This is a genomic window from Bacteroides caecimuris, from assembly GCF_001688725.2.
GTDB lineage: Bacteria > Bacteroidota > Bacteroidia > Bacteroidales > Bacteroidaceae > Bacteroides > Bacteroides caecimuris.
This window is the reverse complement of record NZ_CP015401.2, coordinates 3,279,732-3,299,145: the sequence shown is the minus strand read 5'-3', so window position 1 is coordinate 3,299,145 and position 19,414 is coordinate 3,279,732. Positions and strand designations below refer to the sequence as shown.

General features: G+C 42.0%; 18 protein-coding genes. 5 read left to right on the top strand and 13 right to left on the bottom strand.

Going from position 1 to position 19,414, the window contains the following annotated elements:
- The first annotated feature begins 24 nt into the window (after nucleotides 1-24).
- Nucleotides 25-1,041, top strand: coding sequence for a M28 family metallopeptidase (locus A4V03_RS14335; RefSeq protein WP_065539398.1), 1,017 nt, complete (start codon nucleotides 25-27; stop codon nucleotides 1,039-1,041).
- Here the strand turns inward: A4V03_RS14335 and A4V03_RS14330 are convergent.
- From A4V03_RS14330 to aroA, 3 genes are all read right to left on the bottom strand, one after another.
- Entirely contained in the window at nucleotides 1,022-1,738 is a 717-nt protein-coding gene (locus A4V03_RS14330) for an SDR family NAD(P)-dependent oxidoreductase (protein ID WP_065539397.1), read from the bottom strand. The two genes, A4V03_RS14335 and A4V03_RS14330, sit on opposite strands and share 20 nt — an antisense overlap.
- A gap of 74 nt (nucleotides 1,739-1,812) precedes the next feature.
- Complete coding sequence (locus A4V03_RS14325) at nucleotides 1,813-2,382, bottom strand: Crp/Fnr family transcriptional regulator (RefSeq protein WP_065539396.1); 570 nt, start codon at nucleotides 2,380-2,382, stop codon at nucleotides 1,813-1,815.
- Nucleotides 2,383-2,394: 12 nt separating this feature from the next.
- A complete protein-coding gene (gene aroA, locus A4V03_RS14320) occupies nucleotides 2,395-3,624 on the bottom strand; it encodes a 3-phosphoshikimate 1-carboxyvinyltransferase (protein ID WP_065540439.1) in 1,230 nt (409 codons plus the stop codon).
- Between the two features lie 248 nt (nucleotides 3,625-3,872).
- Between aroA and A4V03_RS14315 the strand changes: the two genes are divergently transcribed.
- A complete protein-coding gene (locus tag A4V03_RS14315) occupies nucleotides 3,873-4,925 on the top strand; it encodes a winged helix DNA-binding domain-containing protein (RefSeq protein WP_065539395.1) in 1,053 nt (350 codons plus the stop codon).
- 108 nt (nucleotides 4,926-5,033) lie between these two features.
- On the opposite strand, the gene A4V03_RS14310 is transcribed toward A4V03_RS14315, so the two are convergent.
- The gene (locus A4V03_RS14310; RefSeq protein ID WP_236588626.1) at nucleotides 5,034-5,705 is read right to left on the bottom strand and encodes a DUF1349 domain-containing protein; all 672 of its coding nucleotides are present in this window, start codon (nucleotides 5,703-5,705) and stop codon (nucleotides 5,034-5,036) included.
- 81 nt (nucleotides 5,706-5,786) lie between these two features.
- Between A4V03_RS14310 and A4V03_RS14305 the strand changes: the two genes are divergently transcribed.
- Nucleotides 5,787-6,566: a response regulator transcription factor gene (locus A4V03_RS14305; protein ID WP_065539394.1), complete on the top strand. Its 780-nt coding sequence runs from the start codon at nucleotides 5,787-5,789 to the stop codon at nucleotides 6,564-6,566.
- A gap of 74 nt (nucleotides 6,567-6,640) precedes the next feature.
- Here the strand turns inward: A4V03_RS14305 and A4V03_RS14300 are convergent, their stop codons facing one another.
- Nucleotides 6,641-7,333, bottom strand: a complete 693-nt coding sequence (locus tag A4V03_RS14300) for an HAD family hydrolase (protein WP_065539393.1) — start codon at nucleotides 7,331-7,333, stop codon at nucleotides 6,641-6,643.
- Between the two features lie 185 nt (nucleotides 7,334-7,518).
- Between A4V03_RS14300 and A4V03_RS14290 the strand changes: the two genes are divergently transcribed.
- The gene (locus A4V03_RS14290) at nucleotides 7,519-8,559 is read left to right on the top strand and encodes a DUF2027 domain-containing protein (protein ID WP_065539392.1); all 1,041 of its coding nucleotides are present in this window, start codon (nucleotides 7,519-7,521) and stop codon (nucleotides 8,557-8,559) included.
- A gap of 80 nt (nucleotides 8,560-8,639) precedes the next feature.
- Here A4V03_RS14290 and A4V03_RS14285 read toward each other — a convergent pair whose 3' ends face one another.
- The 8 genes from A4V03_RS14285 to hemW form a co-directional block, all read right to left on the bottom strand.
- On the bottom strand, nucleotides 8,640-9,248 hold the full coding sequence (locus A4V03_RS14285) for a LysO family transporter (RefSeq protein ID WP_004307956.1): 609 nt from the start codon (nucleotides 9,246-9,248) through the stop codon (nucleotides 8,640-8,642).
- A complete protein-coding gene (locus tag A4V03_RS14280) occupies nucleotides 9,245-9,532 on the bottom strand; it encodes a LysO family transporter (RefSeq protein WP_065539391.1) in 288 nt (95 codons plus the stop codon). The genes A4V03_RS14285 and A4V03_RS14280 overlap by 4 nt, the downstream gene beginning before the upstream one ends.
- A gap of 160 nt (nucleotides 9,533-9,692) precedes the next feature.
- Nucleotides 9,693-10,691, bottom strand: coding sequence for a DUF4249 domain-containing protein (locus tag A4V03_RS14275; protein WP_065539390.1), 999 nt, complete (start codon nucleotides 10,689-10,691; stop codon nucleotides 9,693-9,695).
- 7 nt (nucleotides 10,692-10,698) lie between these two features.
- A complete protein-coding gene (locus tag A4V03_RS14270; protein ID WP_065539389.1) occupies nucleotides 10,699-13,401 on the bottom strand; it encodes a TonB-dependent receptor in 2,703 nt (900 codons plus the stop codon).
- 1 nt (nucleotide 13,402) lies between these two features.
- On the bottom strand, nucleotides 13,403-14,281 hold the full coding sequence (locus A4V03_RS14265) for a FecR family protein (RefSeq protein WP_065539388.1): 879 nt from the start codon (nucleotides 14,279-14,281) through the stop codon (nucleotides 13,403-13,405).
- 27 nt (nucleotides 14,282-14,308) lie between these two features.
- Nucleotides 14,309-14,743 (bottom strand): hypothetical protein, encoded by a 435-nt coding sequence (locus tag A4V03_RS14260; RefSeq protein WP_065539387.1) that lies wholly within the window; start codon nucleotides 14,741-14,743, stop codon nucleotides 14,309-14,311.
- Nucleotides 14,744-14,833: 90 nt separating this feature from the next.
- Nucleotides 14,834-15,388 (bottom strand): RNA polymerase sigma-70 factor, encoded by a 555-nt coding sequence (locus A4V03_RS14255; RefSeq protein WP_065539386.1) that lies wholly within the window; start codon nucleotides 15,386-15,388, stop codon nucleotides 14,834-14,836.
- A 19-nt stretch (nucleotides 15,389-15,407) separates the two neighbouring features.
- The gene (hemW, locus tag A4V03_RS14250) at nucleotides 15,408-16,538 is read right to left on the bottom strand and encodes a radical SAM family heme chaperone HemW (RefSeq protein ID WP_065539385.1); all 1,131 of its coding nucleotides are present in this window, start codon (nucleotides 16,536-16,538) and stop codon (nucleotides 15,408-15,410) included.
- A 567-nt stretch (nucleotides 16,539-17,105) separates the two neighbouring features.
- Here hemW and A4V03_RS14245 point away from each other — a divergent pair.
- Complete coding sequence (locus A4V03_RS14245) at nucleotides 17,106-19,262, top strand: elongation factor G (RefSeq protein WP_065539384.1); 2,157 nt, start codon at nucleotides 17,106-17,108, stop codon at nucleotides 19,260-19,262.
- Nucleotides 19,263-19,414 lie beyond the last annotated feature (152 nt).

The following is a 19,414-nucleotide window of genomic DNA, read 5'->3' as shown; positions in this document are numbered from 1 at the left end:
TGTTTTTTTTATCTTATATACATCATGAAGAAAAATATCTTGCTTCTTTCTCTCTTGTGTAATTTTCCATTGTTGTTATCGGCCCAAACTAACGTAGAAAAAGGGTTGCAGAGTATCAACCGTTTCTCTGCCGAGGCTACTATCAATTTTTTGGCTAGTGATGAATTGCAAGGGCGTGAGGCTGGGTTTCACGGTTCGCGTGTGACTTCGGAATATATTGTTTCTTTGTTGCAATGGATGGGAGTATCACCTTTGGCTGACAGCTATTTCCAGCCTTTTGATGCTTACCGTAAAGAACGTCAGAAAAAAGGACGTCTGGAAGTGCATCCAGATTCTATAGCTAAACTGAAACAGGAAGTTCACCAAAAGCTTTCCATGAGGAATGTGTTGGGTATGATTCCCGGCAAAAACACCAAAGAATATGTGATTGTGGGGGCTCACTTCGACCATTTAGGTATTGATCCTGCACTCGATGGCGACCAAATATACAATGGGGCTGACGATAATGCTTCCGGTGTATCGGCAGTGTTGCAAATAGCAAGAGCCTTTTTAGCCAGTGGGCAGCAACCCGAAAGAAATGTAATTTTTGCTTTTTGGGATGGAGAAGAAAAAGGACTGCTTGGCTCTAAATATTTTGTACAAACTTGTCCTTTCCTGTCTCAAATCAAAGGCTATCTGAACTTTGACATGATTGGCCGTAACAACAAACCTCAACAGCCCAAACAGGTCGTTTATTTCTACACAGCCGCCCATCCGGTCTTTGAGGATTGGTTGAAAGAGGATATCAGAAAATACGGTTTGCAATTGGAACCGGATTACCGTGCTTGGGAAAATCCGATAGGAGGAAGTGATAACGGTTCGTTTGCCAAAGTAGGTATTCCGATCATCTGGTATCATACAGACGGGCATCCTGATTATCACCAGCCTTCCGATCATGCAGACCAGCTGAATTGGGATAAGGTTGTAGAAATCACCAAAGCCTCTTTTCTCAATATGTGGAAGATGGCAAATGAGAAGAGTTTTACATCCGGCAATAAATAGCAGATGGCAACAGACGAAACAGGATAGTTACATATCTCCATCTTTTGGAAATGAAAGCTACTTTTTTCTTTTTAGAAATAGCCTTTTTAATTTGTTTCACGGCTTTCTCAACGGGAGTAACCCAGAACAATCCTTCTCCTTTTGCCATAGCGGTGTCTACAAATCCGGGACGAATATCGGTAGTGTAAATAGAATAAGGAGATTTAGTTGCTTTTTGTCGTAGTCCTTCCATATAGTTGATTTGATAGGCTTTCGACGCGTTGTAGGCAGGAGCGATGCCACTGCCGCGCGTACCTCCAACAGAGGAAATGGTAACCAGATGCCCGCTTTTTTGCTGTTCGAAATATCGGAAACCCCAGTCTGCGATGTTGGTAAATCCTATCACGTTCGTTAGTAAGGTAGGTTCTTCCAATTGGTAGGAGAGTTCGGGATTTAGTTCTCCGGTCCCGGCACAGATAATCAATATATCCATTCCACCCATCTTTTGAGTGAGAGTTTCGAGGGATGAAATGGTAGCTTGTGTATCGGTGATGTCGCACACTTGATAGAATAGTTTGTTTTTGTCCTGGGCGCATACCTCTTCTAATAGATTTTCTCTGCGACCGGTAATGCCGATAAGATAATCTTCTTGAGAATAGACTTCTGCCAATCCACGACCGATGCCGGAAGTTGCACCTATAATTATAATTTTTTTCATGAAATACCGTATACTTTGTTTGCCCGCAAAAGTAAGGGTAGGGAATAAATAAACTCTTGATTGAAATCAAGAATTTATTTTTGTACGACTTTTCTTCGGATACGACTTAATGTTTCGGGACGAATCAGAAGATAGGAAGCTAGTTCTTTTAAAGTTATCAGTTTCAGTAAGTCGGGACAACGGTTGATAATTTCAAGATAGCGTTCTTCCGGTGTCAGGCTGTACATCGAAATCATCCGGTCGTAGACTTCCCACAGCAAAGTTTCTGCAATGCGACGCCCCAATTTTTGGTGAGCGTCGTTGGTATCGTAGAAGTCTGCCATTTGCTGGTAATTGATTACGTATACCGAACAGTCACACAAGGCTTGTATATCTACATTTGATTGGTTCTGTAACTGAAAAGCCGGATAGTTGCCAACAAAAGAATGATCGAAAGTATAGCCTACAATGCTGTTTTCGCCTACACTGTTGGTGCAACAGTACCGGAAAGAACCGGAACTGACGAACCCCATTGTTTTGCATACTTCTCCTTGGCGGGAAAAGTAGTCTCCTTTCTTATAATAGGTCTGCTTCCCCTGTTGTAATACAAAATCTACAATAGGGGAGTAGTTGATGTGGGAAGTGTATTTGTTGAAATCTTCCAAAGCGTATGAAAATTAGCCTTCGTTTATAACCTGAAATCCAGCCTGTTTCAAATCTTCCCAGTATCCGGGATATGATTTGGTAACGACTTGCGGGTCGGCAATGAGTAAATTGGGATGGCGGATAATTGCCGGTGCAAATGCCATTGCCATCCGATGGTCTTCGTAGGTTTCAATCACCGGAGTTTCTTCCGGTTCACATCGTTCGCCGTTCCACATTAATATACTGTCATTTTCTTCCTCGATCACATATCCCAGCTTTTTAAGTTCGGCTCGCAGGGCGGCAATACGGTCAGTCTCTTTTATTTTCAGGCTTTGTAATCCGGTGAAGCGGAAAGGGATATTCAGCAAGGCACAGGTAACAACGAATGTCTGTGCCAAATCCGGAATGTCGACAAAGTCTTCTTCCAGTCTTTCCGGCGCTTTGCCTGTTTTTTTCAGTTTCACACCTTGTGATGTAAATTCGGTAGTTATACCTAAGCGTGAGAAAACTTCTGCTCCCCGGCTATCTCCCTGATAACTGTTATGAAACAACCCCAATAATTCAATTTCTGCTTTGGGAGATAAGGCGGCAATCTGATACCAATAGGAAGCTGCGCTCCAGTCACTTTCTATTTTGAAAGGAATACTCTGATAGGGCTGTGGGGCAACGGAAATGCTATTGGGAGAAGTCCATGCGGCTTTGGCTCCAAAGTCCTGCATCAGTTGCAATGTAAGATTGATATAAGGACGGGAAATTATCTCACCGCTTAAATGCAAAGTCAAACCGTCTTTGAGTGCCGGACCTATCATCAATAGAGCAGATATATATTGGGAACTGACATTTCCTTTCAGTGTTATTTCGTTTCCTTTCAATTCTGCACCTTTGATGCGGAGGGGAGGGTATCCTTCATTGCGGGTATACTCTATTTCAGCTCCTAACTCACGAAGCGCATTGACTAATATCTGTATCGGGCGTTGCTGCATACGGGCTGTTCCTGTGATTGTCCGTTCCCCCGGAGTCACACTTAAATAGGCGGTAAGGAAACGCATAGCAGTGCCCGCAGCCATAATGTCAATCGTCTCTTTCCCTTCGGTGAGAGCTTTTATCATCACCTGTGTATCGTCACAATCGGACAGGTTTTCAGGAGGATAAATACCTTTGCCCAGCGCATTGATGATTAATGCACGATTACTGATACTTTTAGAAGCCGGCAACTGGATAGTTGCTGTTACTACTGAAGGAGGGATGAGTTTATAGAGCATCATTTCTTGATCTATTCTTTTGTTATGGAGTACAAAAGTAGAGATTTATTCGGAGACTTCCAACTAGCTTTGACTCTTGACTAGGGAGTTGAGTCAATATCTGTATCTTCTTATTTATTCTTTTTATCATTAACAATGATTTGTATGGAAAGAAATTTTATATTTGCAATATACTAATAATAAGCTCACGAAACTAAAATCGTTGTGTGCCTTATTGTTTTATATTGATAAAATAGCAATAAATTAAAATGAAAATACCGAATATACGTTTACTCAACCAACAGTTATTAAGTCCTCTTTTCTCTCAACCCAAGGAACTTGTGTCCTGGATGGGAGCTATGCAGGCACAGAATTATTCCATGGTGAAATGGGCAGTGGGGATGCGTTTGAAGTCGGCGACGATTCAAACTGTGGAAAAAGCACTGCGTGACGGTGAAATCCTGCGGACTCATGTAATGCGTCCGACATGGCATCTTGTAGCAGCAGAAGATATCCGGTGGATGTTGAAACTTTCCGCTGGGCGCATTATATCTGCTAATGAGTCTTATGCGAAAGGGCATGACTTGGAAATTTCTGAAGAACTCTATACGAAAAGTCATAATCTGTTGGAGAAAATTCTTTGTGGGAAGAAAAGCCTGACGAGGCAGGAGATTGCCGAGTATTTTAACCGTTCGGGGATTGTAGCGGATAATCATCGTATGACCCGTTTTATGGTTCGTGCGGAGCAGGTGGGGATTGTATGTAGTGGGGAAGATAAAGGAAGTAAATGTACGTATGCGCTTTTGGAAGAGCGTGTTCCGCCGATGCCGGAATTGACCAAAGATGAATCTTTGGCTCGTTTGGCTAGAAGCTATTTTCGTAGTCATGCTCCTGCTGTTTTGCAAGATTTTGTCTGGTGGTCGGGGTTGCCTATTACAGATGCACGTCAAGCTATTTACTTGATTGATTCGGAATTGACGGCAGAAGAATGGAATGGACAGACATGGTATATTCATGAAGATTGCCGGACTCGTGGAAAAGTTACCGGCAGTTTGCATCTTCTTCCTTCTTATGATGAATATTTGCTTGGCTATAAAGACCGGACAGACGTTTTGCCTAAAGAGCATTACTCGAAAGCATTTACCAATAATGGGCTGTTTTATCCGATTGTTCTTCATGAAGGACAAGTGATAGGCAACTGGGATAACTCTGCTAAAAAGAGAGGCTCATTGATAGAACATTCATGGTTCCGGTTGGATGATTGTGTCGATGAAGGTGTGTTGGACCGTGAGAAAGATAAGTATATACGGTTCTGGCGATAATATGGAAAGTGTATTCTCTGTTGTTGTATAAATTCGAATATGTAGGGAATTTATCATGTGCTTTATTTGCTTATAAAGGAAATAGAGCACATGATGTATAATATGTTTTTATTTCTTCATTTGCTTCTTGGCCCATTCCAGTCTTCTTTGATCGGCCAGTGGAGTCACTTTAAAATCTTCGAATATAGCAGTGAAACCTTTGCCGTCCGGACAAGCTCCCATTAATCCTACCATGACAGGACAATTATCTTGCAACCAACACGTGCGCATCATAATATATTCTTTGTCGTCACGTGAGAAAAATATTTCTACTGCATCCAGGCGACGGACTGCTTTTATCCATATCGAACGGGGAGCATCCGGTAATTGTACTACACTCCAGTCACTGGTTCGGTGTGTAACTACAGCACTTACATTCTGTTTGCCGTCGACGTATTCCACACCTGCTTTTATCCAGTTCTCATGGTCGATGCGCAGCATTAATCCCATTTGGTCAAAGGTGGTGACATAGTTGCCGGTTATCTTTACTTTGGCCTCAAATTCTCCACCATAAGTCGCATAATAGAAAGGTCCGTCATCCACTGTGAACCCATAATGGGAAATTCTCCAAAAGTCTGTTTTTGCAGGAACATCCATCACTAAGGTTTTGCCATCTTTTATTTCCCATTGTTGAGGCTCGTTCAGCCAATTCATTTTATTCAAACTTTGTGCCATAGAAGAAGTTGCTACTGCCATAAAGGCTATTGACATGATTTTGATTTTTAAATGTTTCATGATCATTTCTTATTTGATTATCTTTGTGGTGCAAAGATAGGTCATACCTCCGTGTGCAACAATACTGAATAATAACCATTTTATAAGATGGACGTATTACAAAAGGAAATAGATGAAGTTTATGCGACACAACCGATAGCCGATGAAATATTGGACAATGGAGTTGTAGAGCAACATCAACGCTTTATTCATTCATTGACGGAGATTAATGGTGGATGTGCTGTTATTTCAGATCTTTCGAATAGGAAAAGTTACATTGCCGTTCATCCTTGGGCGCATTTTCTAGGCTTAACTCCCGAAGAAGCTGCTTTGAGTGTGATTGATTCTATGGATGAAGATTGTATTTATCGGCGTATTCATCCTGAAGACTTGGTAGAAAAGCGGTTATTGGAGTATCAGTTTTTTCAGAAGACCTTTTCGATGTCTTCTGAAGAACGGTTGAAGTACCGGGGAAGATGCAGAATACGTATGATGAATGAGAAAGGAGTCTATCAGTATATTGATAATTTAGTGCAGATTATGGAAAATACTCCTTCCGGAAGTGTATGGTTGATTTTTTGTCTTTATACCTTGTCTGCAGATCAACGAACGGAGCAGGGGATATATCCCACTATTACCCATATGGAACGTGGAGAGGTCGAAACGCTCTTTCTTTCGGAAGAACATCGCAATATCCTATCCGAACGCGAAAAGGAAATACTTCGCTGTATACGTAAAGGACTATCTAGTAAAGAAATAGCAGCTGCCCTTTATATTAGTGTGAATACAGTCAATCGACACCGGCAGAATATTTTGGAGAAACTCTCTGTCGGTAATTCGATAGAAGCGTGTCGGGCTGCTGAATTGATGAAACTGTTGGATTTGTAATCCAATAAGATGGCATTGTTTACTGATTTCTTTCTTCAGATTTGAAGCTTATCTGAAGAAAGAACAGAACTTATTTAAAACAAAAGCAGCAACTCATCAAATCTTTTCACCTGTTTCAGATGGTCATGTGTGAATGTGTCTACTACTTCATGTTTCCATATCACTTCAAAAGGAATATGTATGCCATATCCTCCCAGCGATAGAACAGGTTGAATGTCCGATTTCAGAGAATTGCCAATCATGACAAATTCAGAAGGAGCAATCTGTAAGATATTCAACATTCGTTGATATTCTTTCTCTGTTTTATCGGACATCACTTCAATGTGATCGAAATAAGAGGCTAATCCGGAACGTCCCAGCTTATTCTCCTGATCGAGTAAATCTCCTTTAGTGGCAACTACTAATTTGTATTTACCTTTCTCTTTCAATACTTTAAGCGTTTCTTTTACTCCCGGCAATAGTTCAATAGGCATTTTCAGTAATGACTTGCCTAATTCAATAATATGTTGAATGTCTGTACCTGAAATCTTTTGTCCACTCACATGCAAAGCTGTCTCTACCATAGAAATGGTGAAGGCTTTGGCGCCATAGCCGAGATATCTCAGATTATTCATTTCTGTTTGAAATAAAATGGCTGAAATATCTTCAGAAGTGCCATAAGGCTTTAATAGGTCTGTATATTGTTTCTCTATTTCCTGGAAAAAAGGTTCATTGCTCCACAAGGTATCGTCTGCATCGAAAGCAATGACTTTAATAAGTTCTTTCATCGGTTTTCGTCGTTAATGGTGAATTTTAGATCATCTGTTTCGTATTTATATTGCAAAGTTATAATAAAAAGAGGAATAAAGGCAGACGGTTTGTTTTTAGAACCGAATCTCCATTTAATTTCATAGAAATCTCTATCTTTGTTACTCGTTTTTTTTGAGTTTGAATTTTAATTGGATATACAATAATGAAAATAGGAGATAAAGTACGCTTTCTTAGTGAGGTAGGCGGTGGAATCGTAACTGGATTCCAGGGAAAGGATTTTGTGTTGGTAGAAGATGCAGATGGGTTTGATATTCCGATGCCGATACGCGAGTGTGTAGTGATTGAAACAGATGACTATAATATGAGGCGTAAACCCAGTTCGTCTGCTCCGAAACCGGAAGAACCTGTTAAACCGGTAAAACCGGAGGTGCGTGGAGGAGATACTTTGAATGTATTTTTGGCTTATGTACCCGAAGATGCAAAAGCGATGATGACTACTCCTTTTGAAACTTATCTGGTAAATGATAGCAATTATTATTTGTATTACACTTATTTGAGTGCCGAAGGGAAAGCATGGAAGAACCGTTCGCATGGTTTGGTGGAGCCTAATACAAAATTGCTGTTGGAAGAGTTCACCAAAGATGTATTGAATGATATGGAGCGGGTGGCTGTTCAGTTGATCGCTTTCAAGGACGGTAAGCCTGCGGCTATCAAACCGGCTGTTAGTGTGGAGTTACGGATCGATACCGTGAAGTTCTATAAACTCCATACATTTAGCGATTCTGATTTCTTTGAAGAACCGGCTTTGATTTATGACATTGTGAAAGATGATATGCCTGCCAAACAAGTATATGTTTCGGCGGAGGAAATTCAAAAAGCTTTGTTACAGAAGAAGTCTGTAGATAAACCGAAGTCACAACCTATTGTGAAACCAAACCATACTACTCATGGCGGAAAGAACGGAATTATTGAGATAGATCTTCATATTGATTCTTTGCTGGATGATACTCGAGGGATGGGCAATGCTGAAATACTGAATTATCAATTGGATAAGTTTCGCGAAGTGATGGAAGCCTATAAGAATAAGCGTGAACAAAAGATTGTCTTTATTCATGGCAAGGGAGATGGTGTACTTCGAAAGGCTGTCATTGATGAATTGAAACGGAAATATAGTAATTGCCGTTATCAGGATGCTTCTTTCCAGGAATATGGGTTTGGGGCTACGATGGTGACTATTAAATAATGGTATAAAAAAGGTGGAAGCCAACCGGCTTCCACCTTTTTTATACCATTAATCATTTTACTTTTTAGGATTTGTTACTATTAAAATGATATTGAGCAAAGGAATGTGACAAGGAACGGAACACTGAAATCGACAACAAAGCCATGGAAGATGGAGATGATTACAAATTCCTTTCCCGAATATCGGGTAATGATAGGAAGAGTGGTATCCATCGTCGTAGCTCCACCAACAGAGATAGGGGCTAGCTTTCCGAAATATTTTACTAATAAGGGTGCACACAGCAAAGCGATGATTTCACGCATGATATTGGAAAGTAATGCGATAGTTCCCAATTCGGGACCTTTATATTCGGTGATAAATATGCTGGAGAGCGAGTAATAACCAAATCCTGCCCCGACTGCCATACAGTCTAATGGACTTCGTTGGCTCATAAAAGCTCCCGCTATGGCGCAGCCTGCTAATGTGCCGAGTATCGTCATGATAGGTAGGAATACAAGCCGGGGATTCAGGGACCGAAAACTTTTCAGGGTGTTCGGATCGTTACCGATGCTGATACCTACGCAGAACATGAGTCCGCAGAGGGCATAATAACTAAGTTTGCTGTCGGTGAAGTCGTATGGAATGAGATGGTAAACTCCACAGAGAGTGCCGATGATGAAGAAAGAGACAATAATCAAACTACCTTTCATGCTTTTGTCTCCTTTCCTCTATTCTTTATATATAATAGGTACCACAAGCCCCATGCACATAGAATACTTCCTATGACAGCAGCTATCGTGATGATAACCGCTTCCAGTCCGAGAGTGTGTAATCCTTTGATAATAGAGTCATTACCTCCTACATCTATTCCGAGAAGAAAGAGGAGAATCCATATAAAGAGAGTGATTATCTTGTGTATCCATGATAGTCTTTTACTGCGTAACAAGTAGCCAAGAAGCATGCCTGTCAGCATAATTCCAATAATGATAAACATAGTTAGTGCCTGCTTTTTGGCTGCAAAGATAGTATTAAATGTAAATCTTGGCTAATCTCTTCCACGATTTCTTTCGTGCCCATTGACAGATGATGAATCTTCAAAACTACGGTTTATCGCAGTCTGCTATCCTATCCATAATATATGATTTGTTTTCATTTCATCGTTGTGGCTTTTCTATATGAATGATCTTACTTGTCTCCGTACTGATCCCGACAATCCCGACCCCTCCGTGCACATTGCTGGGGTACTTGATTGGTTCATTTATTGTTTCATCGTAAGCGTCGGAATCTACCAGGTTAAGTGCTTTCAGATAATAATATTCTGTTTCCGTGATGCTTAAAAGACGTACAATAATATCCATCTTTACATTGGTGCCGTATTCAGGAAATCCGTCAATATCTGTCTGGTTATAAACCGTCATTGTGTAAGATGTATTTTTGAATCGTGAGTCGTCGAATACACCATATATATTCTTTACGGTGTCGAACATGCCGTTATCTTCGTCATCGCTGTTGGTGGGCTGCCCGTCTGTCAGCACAATATCCTCGCGGGATATAAAATGATAGCGATGTATTGTCCGGCTGACAAATTCTCCTGTTTCTTCATTATAGTCTTTCACTGTCATTTGCTTATCCATGATAAGCCGGTAGTAATTATCTTCGTTGGATCGGTCTTTGATATTGATTTTGTATCGGAGAAAATTCTGCGTATAATAATACTTTGTCATTGGAATGGTGACCGTATCGATATCGGCTATTTCATGTGGACGCTGTGGCACAGTCACTTCAGCCCATGCGTGATATTGTCCGTCGTCTGTGAGGGCGTCGATACGAACTACATCTCCGGGAGTAAATTTGCTGGAAATATGGAAACGGCATTGCATATCTCCTTCCGTTTGGGGTGGGAGCGGACGTAAACTTTCTGATAACTGTCCGTTAACACGTACTTCCACCATGGCATTTTCTACATGAGTGGCGTATCCTCTTCCCGTGAAATTGAGGTAAAGAACATTGGTCAGACTATCTGCGTTGATTAGTGCGTTCATCACTAGTTTGGGAGGATTGTCCTTTACACTAAACGGGAGTTCGTTTTCGCAGGATACTGTTGTCAGCAATGCTATTAACAGGATAAATAGATAACATATACGAGTTCTCATAATGGGGTTAGAATTTATAAGTGTAAGTGAATGATGGAATTAATGGAAGTATAGTATACTTTTTGATAACCGGTTTGTAGGGAGCGTTTTTGCTAGTGCTGCGATATATAAAGGTAGGATTCATAGCATTATATGCATTATACAGACTGATATTCCAGGTACGCATACCATGTTTAGTCCTTTTATTGAAGTTGATCCCTACATTTAGCCGATGACTGGAGGGTAATCGGTAATTATTACGATGTTCCACATAAGAAGCTTCTCCAATGGTAGGTGAAGTCATGGCAGAGTCGAAAACACCTTCATGTCCATACCCTCCCCAAGACCCATTATTCGTACCATCATTGGGACGGATGACAGCGGTCTTTTCTTCGGGAATCGTGCTTGTTCCTCCTGTATAGAACACCCAGGAAGCACCGATGTCGATACGTTCGCTGAATTTATGGTTGATTGTCAAGTTGATATTATGGCGACGGTCGTATTTGTATGGGAATCGTTCACCATTGTTGATGCCGCCTTTAGCAAACTGACGATCGCTTTTGGATAGGGTGTAAGACAACCATCCTGTCGTTTTTCCAAATGTTTTCTGTGCCATAAACTCAATGCCGGCCGAACGCCCTTTGCCCATTTCCACTTTGTTTTCCCAACCAGAGGAAGAACCGAAGAAACTGACGCCTTCCTTATATTCCAGCACATTATACATATCCTTATAATATCCTTCTACCGAGAATTCCCATCCTTTGATTCCCGTATAGTATCCGCCCAATGAATATTGGTGGGAGCGCATCGGTTTGATTTTTTTAGTCACGGGAACCCATAAGTCCGTAGGCATTGCGATTGGCATGGATGATAACAGATGTACGTATTGGCTCATTTGTGTATAAGAGGCTTTCAGAGTTACGTCTTTTCCTAGTTGATAACGGGCGGAAACTCGTGGCTGCAAAGAAGAATAACTCTGCTTCTGTACCTGAAACAAGGAGAAGTGTAATCCGAGATTCAGACGCAGACGGTCATTCACCTTGATGTTGTCTTCCAGGTAAGCCGATAGCTCATGTCCGTAAATCCGGCTGTTGGCGATGCTGTGGTAAGTGGTGTCGCGATCTACTTTGTCTCCTGTTTTTTCGGAGATTTTGGATGTCATGACCTCCGGACGGAACCGATGATAGATATATCCTGTACCAAATTTAATGTGGTGTGCGGGAGACGGGTTATAATCGAAATCGATCTGATAGCTCCAGTCATTGATTCCCGAACGATAATCGGCTGAATATCGGTTGATTATCGAAGTTCCCATGCTGTTAGCATATTTATTGTTGTTGTATGAGTTGACGTCGAATAAATAGTTGTTGTAAGAGACGGTTGTGTTGCTGAACAGACGGTTGTTGAATATATAGTTCCATCTGGTGGAAACAATGGTATTTCCCCAATTCATTGTGCTTCCATTCTTGGAGTCGGTATCTCCATCATAATTGGCGGCAAAATGATCTTTTCCATTGTAAACGCTTAGATAGATACGGCTCCGGTCGGAGAATTTATGATTGATTTTGGCATTGATGTCATAAAAGTAATAACCATATTCTTCATCATTAGGCATAAATGGCTTGGCGATGAGATCGACATACGAACGTCTGGCGGAAATGTTGAAAGAGGTTTTTCCTTTTACAATCGGGCCTTCCAGATTGATTTTGCTGGTTAGTAATCCGATACTAAGTGTACCGTGGTATTTCTGCATGTCTCCGTCATTGGTGCGGACATCAATGACGGAAGAAAGACGTCCGCCGAAACGTGCCGGAAAGGAGCTTTTGAATAGTGTTACCTTTTTGACGGCCTCCGGAGTAAAAACCGAAAAGAATCCGAACATGTGGTCTACGTTGTATACAGGAGTTCCATCCAGTAGAATAAGATTCTGGTCCGGACTGCCGCCGCGTATATACAGTCCGGCTGAACCGTCTACTCCTGCCTGTACGCCAGGCATCAGCTGGATGGCTTTCATGACATCTGCTTCTCCCAGTATGCTCGGCGTATTTTTAATCTGTGTCATCGGAATTTCGATAGAGCCCATCTGGGTAGCTATGGTGCCCGTTTCAGTTTTATCGGAAACGATCACTACCTCCTGCAACTGCGTGTTTCCCTGCATACGGATATTCAGCAATGTATCTTGTGAGAGCGTAAAACGATGCGCTTCTGTGGCATAGTCTAGATAGGAGAAACGCAGTTCGGTTTCTCCTTCGGGCAGGGTGATGCTGTAAAAACCGTAAGGATTGGTGGTTGTTCCTTGATTTTGATGACTCTCAATGATATTGGTTCCAATCAACGTCTCGGAAGACGTTCCATCCGTGACATATCCGCTGATAGTGAACTTGCGGCCTACGGTTTTTGATTCTTTTTTCTTTTGCAGTAGGATATGGCGGCCGGTGAACTGATAACTGATCTGCTCATTTTTGAACGCAAGGTCAAGTATCTCACGCAAAGGCTTATCCTTTACCTGCAAATTGATTTTATGTTTGATGGTAATTTCCTCACTGTAGATAAAAGAATATCCGGTTGAATTCTCAATCCGTTTGACGAATTCTTTCAATGTGGCGTTTCGTAGTGTCAGCGAAAGCCGGGCTTCTGCATTTTGTGCATATATTTGCGTGGTGATAAGGAGCGCCACCCCTATCAGAACAATGGCTCTGATAGGGAAGCGATCTTGGAATATAATATTCATCTTAGTCTGGTTTAGCAGTGATAATAATCTGTTTATTGTTTTGTGAGTAGTTGAAATAACCGGCGTTGTGTAATACAGATAAAATGGTTGCCAGATCTTCTCCATCGCGGAATCGTGCTGTGATCCGGTAATTTTGTAAAGTCGTATCGGCTATATGGATCGTCGCTCCGAATGAGTTGGACAGTTCGCGGGCAATCTCCTGTAAAGGTAGGTCGTCGAATATAAACTCTCCCTGCCGCCAGGAAATTTCATCTTCTACGTTTTCTAAAACCTTGCGGGTGAGTTTTTCTTCCACCTTATTATATATAGCAATCTCATTCGGTTTCAAAATCACACGAACTGACTTGCTTTTATTGCTGACTGCTACCGAGCCGGACAATAACGTTGTCTTTACATCCGGATTGTTTTGATAGGCATCTACGTTGAAGTGAGTTCCCAACACCTGAATGTCCATCGTTTCAGTCTGCACGATAAACGGATGTTTCTTGTCCTTGCTTATTTCAAAATAAGCCTCCCCATTTAGCTCCACTTCCCGCTTGTCCGATTTGAACTTTTCCGGATAAGAAAGCGAAGAATAATGGTTGAGCATGACGGAACTACCATCAGGAAGACGGACTGTACGTGTCTCTGCCAGAGTGGAAACCGTTTGTATTGCAGCAGGTTGCATATATAAATAAGCTGTCCATACCGATAGGCAAAGTAGAGCAACTGCCGCTGCTGCCGAGAAGGTGCGTATCAAAGTCAGATGCCGGGTATGCGACTTCAGTCTTTTTTCTAGTTTCGGGTAACTGTCTGTTGCTGAAAACCGCCCTCGCGGTGAACGCGTGGAAGCGACGAGTTTGTTCAGTATTTCTTCTAATTCCGTATCGGTAAATTTCATAGTTCTTTCTGTATTACTTTTGATCTGTTATTTTCGTTTCAACAGAATGGTCAGTTTGCTGATTCCTCCTTCTTTCCATTGGGGAGTGCAGGATAAAGTAACATTCTGTTTATTCAATACCATCTGTTTGGGATAGATTTTAATGATAGTCGTAGCCGACTTCTTGCCCGCTTTGATGATTACTTTCTTTTCCGTCAGTTGTATGACTGCTGCTTGTCCTATTAACGGAGGAGGTGCGGCAAGTACTACCGTCCGGTCTTCTTTCGCTTTTTCCATCGCCACAATTTTAATTTCCAATTCACACTCAGATTTGTTTCCTTCACATTCTACTGTTTCCTTCGAATGTTCGAATCCTACATAGTCTTTGGGCAAATTGTTGTTGTCATTGTTGCATGAGAACAGGCACAGACAAACTGAAAGAAGGACAAAGATTCCCATGTTTGCGTCATTTAGCTTTTTCATTTTCTGTCTTTTTTAGTGATTGATTGACTTATTTGTTGATAAAGACCGGAGGGTGACAGAAACTCCCTACGCTCTTTTTCTAAATAATTGTTAATATATTTCTGCCCGGCTAATCATTTCTTTGAGTCGTGTGATTGCTTTCTGAAGTTGTGCGTCTACTGTATTCATGCTGATGCCTAATTCTTCTGCTACTTGTGCGTAACTCTGTTTTTCTTCACGGATGCGGATGAATACTTCCCTGCAACGCTCCGGAAGCCGGTCGAGTGCCTTTACGTAAAGAGCAAATAATTCTTCACTAATGAGTGATTCTTCCGGTGAATAGCTCTGTTCCTGTGGCTCCGGCAGAGAATCGGGATGAATAAGCGTATGTCTTGATTCTTTTTCCAGATAATTGAGCGAAGCATTTTTGACGAGAATGAAACAATAATCTTCAATGTTTCTCACATCGAGCAAATTGTTGCGTTGCTTCCATAGTTTCAGGAATACATCGAGAACGATTTCCTGTGACCATTCTTCCTGTTTCACGTAGTAGTAGGCAATGCGGAAAAGGCGGTCGTAAGTCATGTTGTAAAAGTCACGGAAAGCTGTTTGCGAATCCAGCTCCTTCATTTGCCGCAATAACTTTCTTACTTCTGATTCGGTCATCGGCTTTTAGTTTGTTTGGTTAGTCTACCCAAAGTAAATCACTCATTATGCTGTCGGAAACGAAAATCCCTTCGCGCGTCAGGCACAGAGCACCGTTGCGTTCTTCCAGTTTTCCGCTTTGCAGGTAAGGTGCTGCCATGTTCAGGCAATATTCCCATCGCTCCTTGCCGAATGTTTTTTTCAGTTGTTCCAGAGGAGTCCCCCAAGCGGTGCGCATGGTGGTGATGATAAATTCATTGTAGCGGGTGGTCGGGTCGAGATGTTCTATCTCGAAGGCGCGGCGGTTTTCTTCTATACCTATTATATATAGGTCGATGGAGGAGACGTTCCATTCCCGTGTTGTTCCGTCGAAGGAGTGTGCTGAGGCTCCGCAGCCCAAATAGGGGATTCCTTTCCAATAGGAGGTGTTGTGTCGCGAGTGCTTTCCGGGGCGACAGAAGTTGGATATTTCATACTGTTCGAATCCGGCTTTTTGCAGCTGTTCTATTAGTAACGTGAAAAACTCCAGGCTGGACTCCTCGTCTACTTCGCACACTTGGTGCTGCTTCAACATACTATATATAGGTGTGTCTTCTTCGTAAATCAGGTGATAGGCGGAGATGTGCTCTACCTGTAGGTCGATGGCTTGTCGGAGGTCGTTCTCCCATCGCTCCTTCGTTTCACCCGGAAGTCCATATATAAGGTCGATGCTGATGTTGTCAAATCCGGCTTGCCGGCATCTGCTTACGGCTTCGATGGCGGTGCGGGCGTTGTGACGTCGTTTCAGCAATGTGAGTGTGGCATCGTCGAAAGTCTGTATACCCATGCTGATGCGGTTGAAGGGGAGGGTAGACAGCATTTGCATGTATGGGACCGATAAGTCGTCGGGGTTGGCTTCTAAGGTAATTTCGTAACAGTGTTCCATCCCGTAACACGCTTGCAGAGTGCCGAATATTTGTTTGAAATCCTCTTCCTCCAGTTGCGAGGGGGTGCCGCCGCCGAAGTAAACGGTTTCAATGCGTTCTCCTTTCAAATACGCTTTCCGCATCTCCAACTCCTGGCAGAGAGCCTGTATGTAGCGCGCTTTCAGTTCGCTTCGTGTGGTCGAATAAAAATCACAATAGATGCAACGGGTCTTGCAGAAAGGGATGTGGAGATAAATACCTGCCATAATGATGTCGGTTTGGGATTTTGCGGGTGTAAAAGTAAGATTATTATCCGATATATCAAAAGACTGTTTGTCGAATAACTTTGTTTTTATACGGTTATGAGTGAAATGAATGTAGGCAAACAATGTGTTTCATTACATTGTAACACATTGTTCCAAGCAGTTGAACACATTGTTTCAAGCCTATGAACACTTTGTTTCAAGCAATTGAAACAGAATGAAACTACTGCTATCCGGCAAATTAACCGGCAAGTAATCACCGGACAATAGATGTGTGCAAGATAAAAGTATCTTACACACATCTGTCACCCTATTTTACACTCTGCAATTTATTATATAACAGATGGTTAAGGGATAAAAGTGCAAGGTGCAAGATGTCTTTGCTATTTTCAACTTTATAAGAAGAGATATGTCTTGAAACAAAGGTTCACGATAAAGGGGTGTTACATAACATTGTTTAGTAACACTGCCGTAAGTGTTGCCTTTCCCAAAATTAATCCCTAATTTGCGGACCACTAAATAAATGGTATGTGAGAAACATACTGAGTAATTACTAAAATCTTATATATTATGAAAGTATATCAGACAAATGAAATCAAGAACATAGCCTTGTTAGGTAGTTCTGGCGCTGGGAAAACCACTCTCGTGGAAGCGATGCTTTTCGAGAGTGGAGTTATAAAACGTCGCGGAACTGTTGCCGCCAAAAATACCGTGAGCGATTATTTCCCTGTTGAACAAGAGTATGGTTACTCCGTTTTCTCCACCGTTCTCCATGTAGAATGGAATAATAAAAAACTTAATATTATTGACTGTCCGGGCTCGGACGACTTCGTAGGCAGTACAGTGACTGCACTAAATGTGACCGACACAGCAATCATCCTTCTCAATGGCCAATACGGCGTCGAAGTCGGTACACAAAATCACTTCCGTTATACAGAAAAGCTGAATAAACCTGTTATTTTTCTAGTCAACCAGCTTGATAATGAAAAATGCGACTATGATAATATCCTCGAACAGCTGAAAGAGGCATACGGCTCTAAGATTGTTCCCATTCAATATCCGATAACTACCGGTCCGGGCTTTAATGCGCTGATCGATGTATTGTTGATGAAGAAATACTCGTGGAAACCCGAAGGAGGGGCTCCGACAATCGAAGATATTCCGGCAGAAGAAATGGATAAGGCTATGGAAATGCACAAAGCATTGGTAGAAGCTGCTGCCGAGAATGATGAAAATCTGATGGAGAAATTCTTCGAGCAAGATTCCCTCTCAGAAGACGAAATGCGTGAAGGTATCCGTAAGGGATTGATCGCCAGAGGTATGTTCCCTGTATTCTGCGTCTGCGGAGGTAAAGATATGGGGGTTCGCCGCTTGATGGAATTCTTGGGCAACGTTGTTCCTTTTGTATCTGAAATGCCGAAGGTACAGAATACGGAAGGTAAAGAAGTGGCTCCGGACTCCAATGGACCGGAATCTCTTTATTTCTTCAAGACAAGTGTGGAGCCGCATATCGGTGAAGTTTCCTATTTTAAAGTAATGAGCGGTAAAGTTCATGAGGGGGACGATTTGCTGAATGCCAACCGTGGTTCGAAGGAACGTATCGCGCAAATCTATGTGGTAGCCGGTGGTAATCGTGTCAAAGTGGAAGAATTGCAGGCCGGTGATATCGGTGCTGCCGTGAAACTGAAAGACGTGAAAACCGGTAATACGCTGAATGGTAAGGATTGCGACTACAAATTCAATTTTATCAAATATCCAAACTCTAAATATACCCGTGCCATTAAGCCGGTGAATGAATCGGATGTGGAAAAGATGATGAGTATCTTGAATCGTATGCGTGAAGAAGATCCTACCTGGGTGATCGAGCAATCAAAAGAACTGAAACAGACTTTGGTACACGGTCAGGGAGAATTCCATCTTCGTACATTGAAATGGCGTTTGGAAAACAACGAAAAACTTCAAGTAAAATATGAAGAGCCGAAGATTCCGTATCGTGAAACGATTACCAAAGCTGCCCGTGCCGACTATCGGCATAAGAAACAGTCTGGTGGTGCCGGTCAGTTTGGTGAAGTTCACCTGATCGTAGAACCTTATAAAGAAGGTATGCCTATACCTGAAACGTATAAGTTCAATGGACAGGAATTTAAGATTACCGTGAGAGGTACGGAAGAGATACCATTGGAATGGGGTGGTAAACTGGTGTTTGTTAACAGTATCGTTGGTGGCTCTATCGATGCCCGCTTCTTGCCTGCTATTATGAAAGGTATTATGTCTCGTATGGAGCAAGGACCGTTGACGGGGTCGTATGCTCGTGACGTGCGCGTTATTGTTTACGATGGTAAGATGCACCCGGTAGATTCGAATGAAATCTCCTTTATGCTTGCCGGACGTAATGCCTTTAGTGAAGCCTTCAAAAACGCCGGTCCGAAAATTCTGGAACCGATTTATGATGTGGAAGTGTTCGTTCCGTCTGATAGGATGGGAGATGTGATGGGAGATCTTCAGGGACGTCGTGCCATGATTATGGGGATGAGTAGCGAGAAAGGTTTTGAGAAACTGGTTGCGAAAGTACCTTTGAAAGAAATGTCGTCTTATTCTACGGCGCTTAGCTCTCTCACAGGCGGACGTGCTTCGTTCATTATGAAATTCTCTAGTTATGAGCTTGTGCCGACGGACGTTCAAGATAAGTTAATGAAGGACTTTGAAGCTAAACAAACTGAAGAATAAGTATAAATGATAGGTGATAATTGATTGAATATTCACTATAATATTCGGTATTTATTATCTGTTAGGCATAAAGAATCAACTAAAACGTTAAAACTGCCGTCTTTTTTAAGTAAAAGGGGGCAGTTTTTGTTTAACTATGATTAATAAAGATG

Excerpts from the sequence above, each read along its gene's own strand:
- A4V03_RS14290 (WP_065539392.1), top strand. The coding sequence starts at position 7,519 with ATGAAAATAGGAGATAAAGTACGCTTTCTTAGTGAGGTAGGCGGTGGA.
- A4V03_RS14330 (WP_065539397.1), bottom strand. The coding sequence starts at position 1,738 with ATGAAAAAAATTATAATTATAGGTGCAACTTCCGGCATCGGTCGTGGA.
- A4V03_RS14245 (WP_065539384.1), top strand. The coding sequence starts at position 17,106 with ATGAAAGTATATCAGACAAATGAAATCAAGAACATAGCCTTGTTAGGT.
- A4V03_RS14265 (WP_065539388.1), bottom strand. The coding sequence starts at position 14,281 with ATGAAATTTACCGATACGGAATTAGAAGAAATACTGAACAAACTCGTC.
- A4V03_RS14285 (WP_004307956.1), bottom strand. The coding sequence starts at position 9,248 with ATGAAAGGTAGTTTGATTATTGTCTCTTTCTTCATCATCGGCACTCTC.
- A4V03_RS14315 (WP_065539395.1), top strand. The coding sequence starts at position 3,873 with ATGAAAATACCGAATATACGTTTACTCAACCAACAGTTATTAAGTCCT.
- aroA (WP_065540439.1), bottom strand. The coding sequence starts at position 3,624 with ATGCTCTATAAACTCATCCCTCCTTCAGTAGTAACAGCAACTATCCAG.
- A4V03_RS14260 (WP_065539387.1), bottom strand. The coding sequence starts at position 14,743 with ATGAAAAAGCTAAATGACGCAAACATGGGAATCTTTGTCCTTCTTTCA.
- A4V03_RS14310 (WP_236588626.1), bottom strand. The coding sequence starts at position 5,705 with ATGATCATGAAACATTTAAAAATCAAAATCATGTCAATAGCCTTTATG.
- A4V03_RS14300 (WP_065539393.1), bottom strand. The coding sequence starts at position 7,333 with ATGAAAGAACTTATTAAAGTCATTGCTTTCGATGCAGACGATACCTTG.
- A4V03_RS14270 (WP_065539389.1), bottom strand. The coding sequence starts at position 13,401 with ATGAATATTATATTCCAAGATCGCTTCCCTATCAGAGCCATTGTTCTG.
- A4V03_RS14275 (WP_065539390.1), bottom strand. The coding sequence starts at position 10,691 with ATGAGAACTCGTATATGTTATCTATTTATCCTGTTAATAGCATTGCTG.
- A4V03_RS14280 (WP_065539391.1), bottom strand. The coding sequence starts at position 9,532 with ATGTTTATCATTATTGGAATTATGCTGACAGGCATGCTTCTTGGCTAC.
- A4V03_RS14255 (WP_065539386.1), bottom strand. The coding sequence starts at position 15,388 with ATGACCGAATCAGAAGTAAGAAAGTTATTGCGGCAAATGAAGGAGCTG.
- A4V03_RS14305 (WP_065539394.1), top strand. The coding sequence starts at position 5,787 with ATGGACGTATTACAAAAGGAAATAGATGAAGTTTATGCGACACAACCG.
- A4V03_RS14335 (WP_065539398.1), top strand. The coding sequence starts at position 25 with ATGAAGAAAAATATCTTGCTTCTTTCTCTCTTGTGTAATTTTCCATTG.
- hemW (WP_065539385.1), bottom strand. The coding sequence starts at position 16,538 with ATGGCAGGTATTTATCTCCACATCCCTTTCTGCAAGACCCGTTGCATC.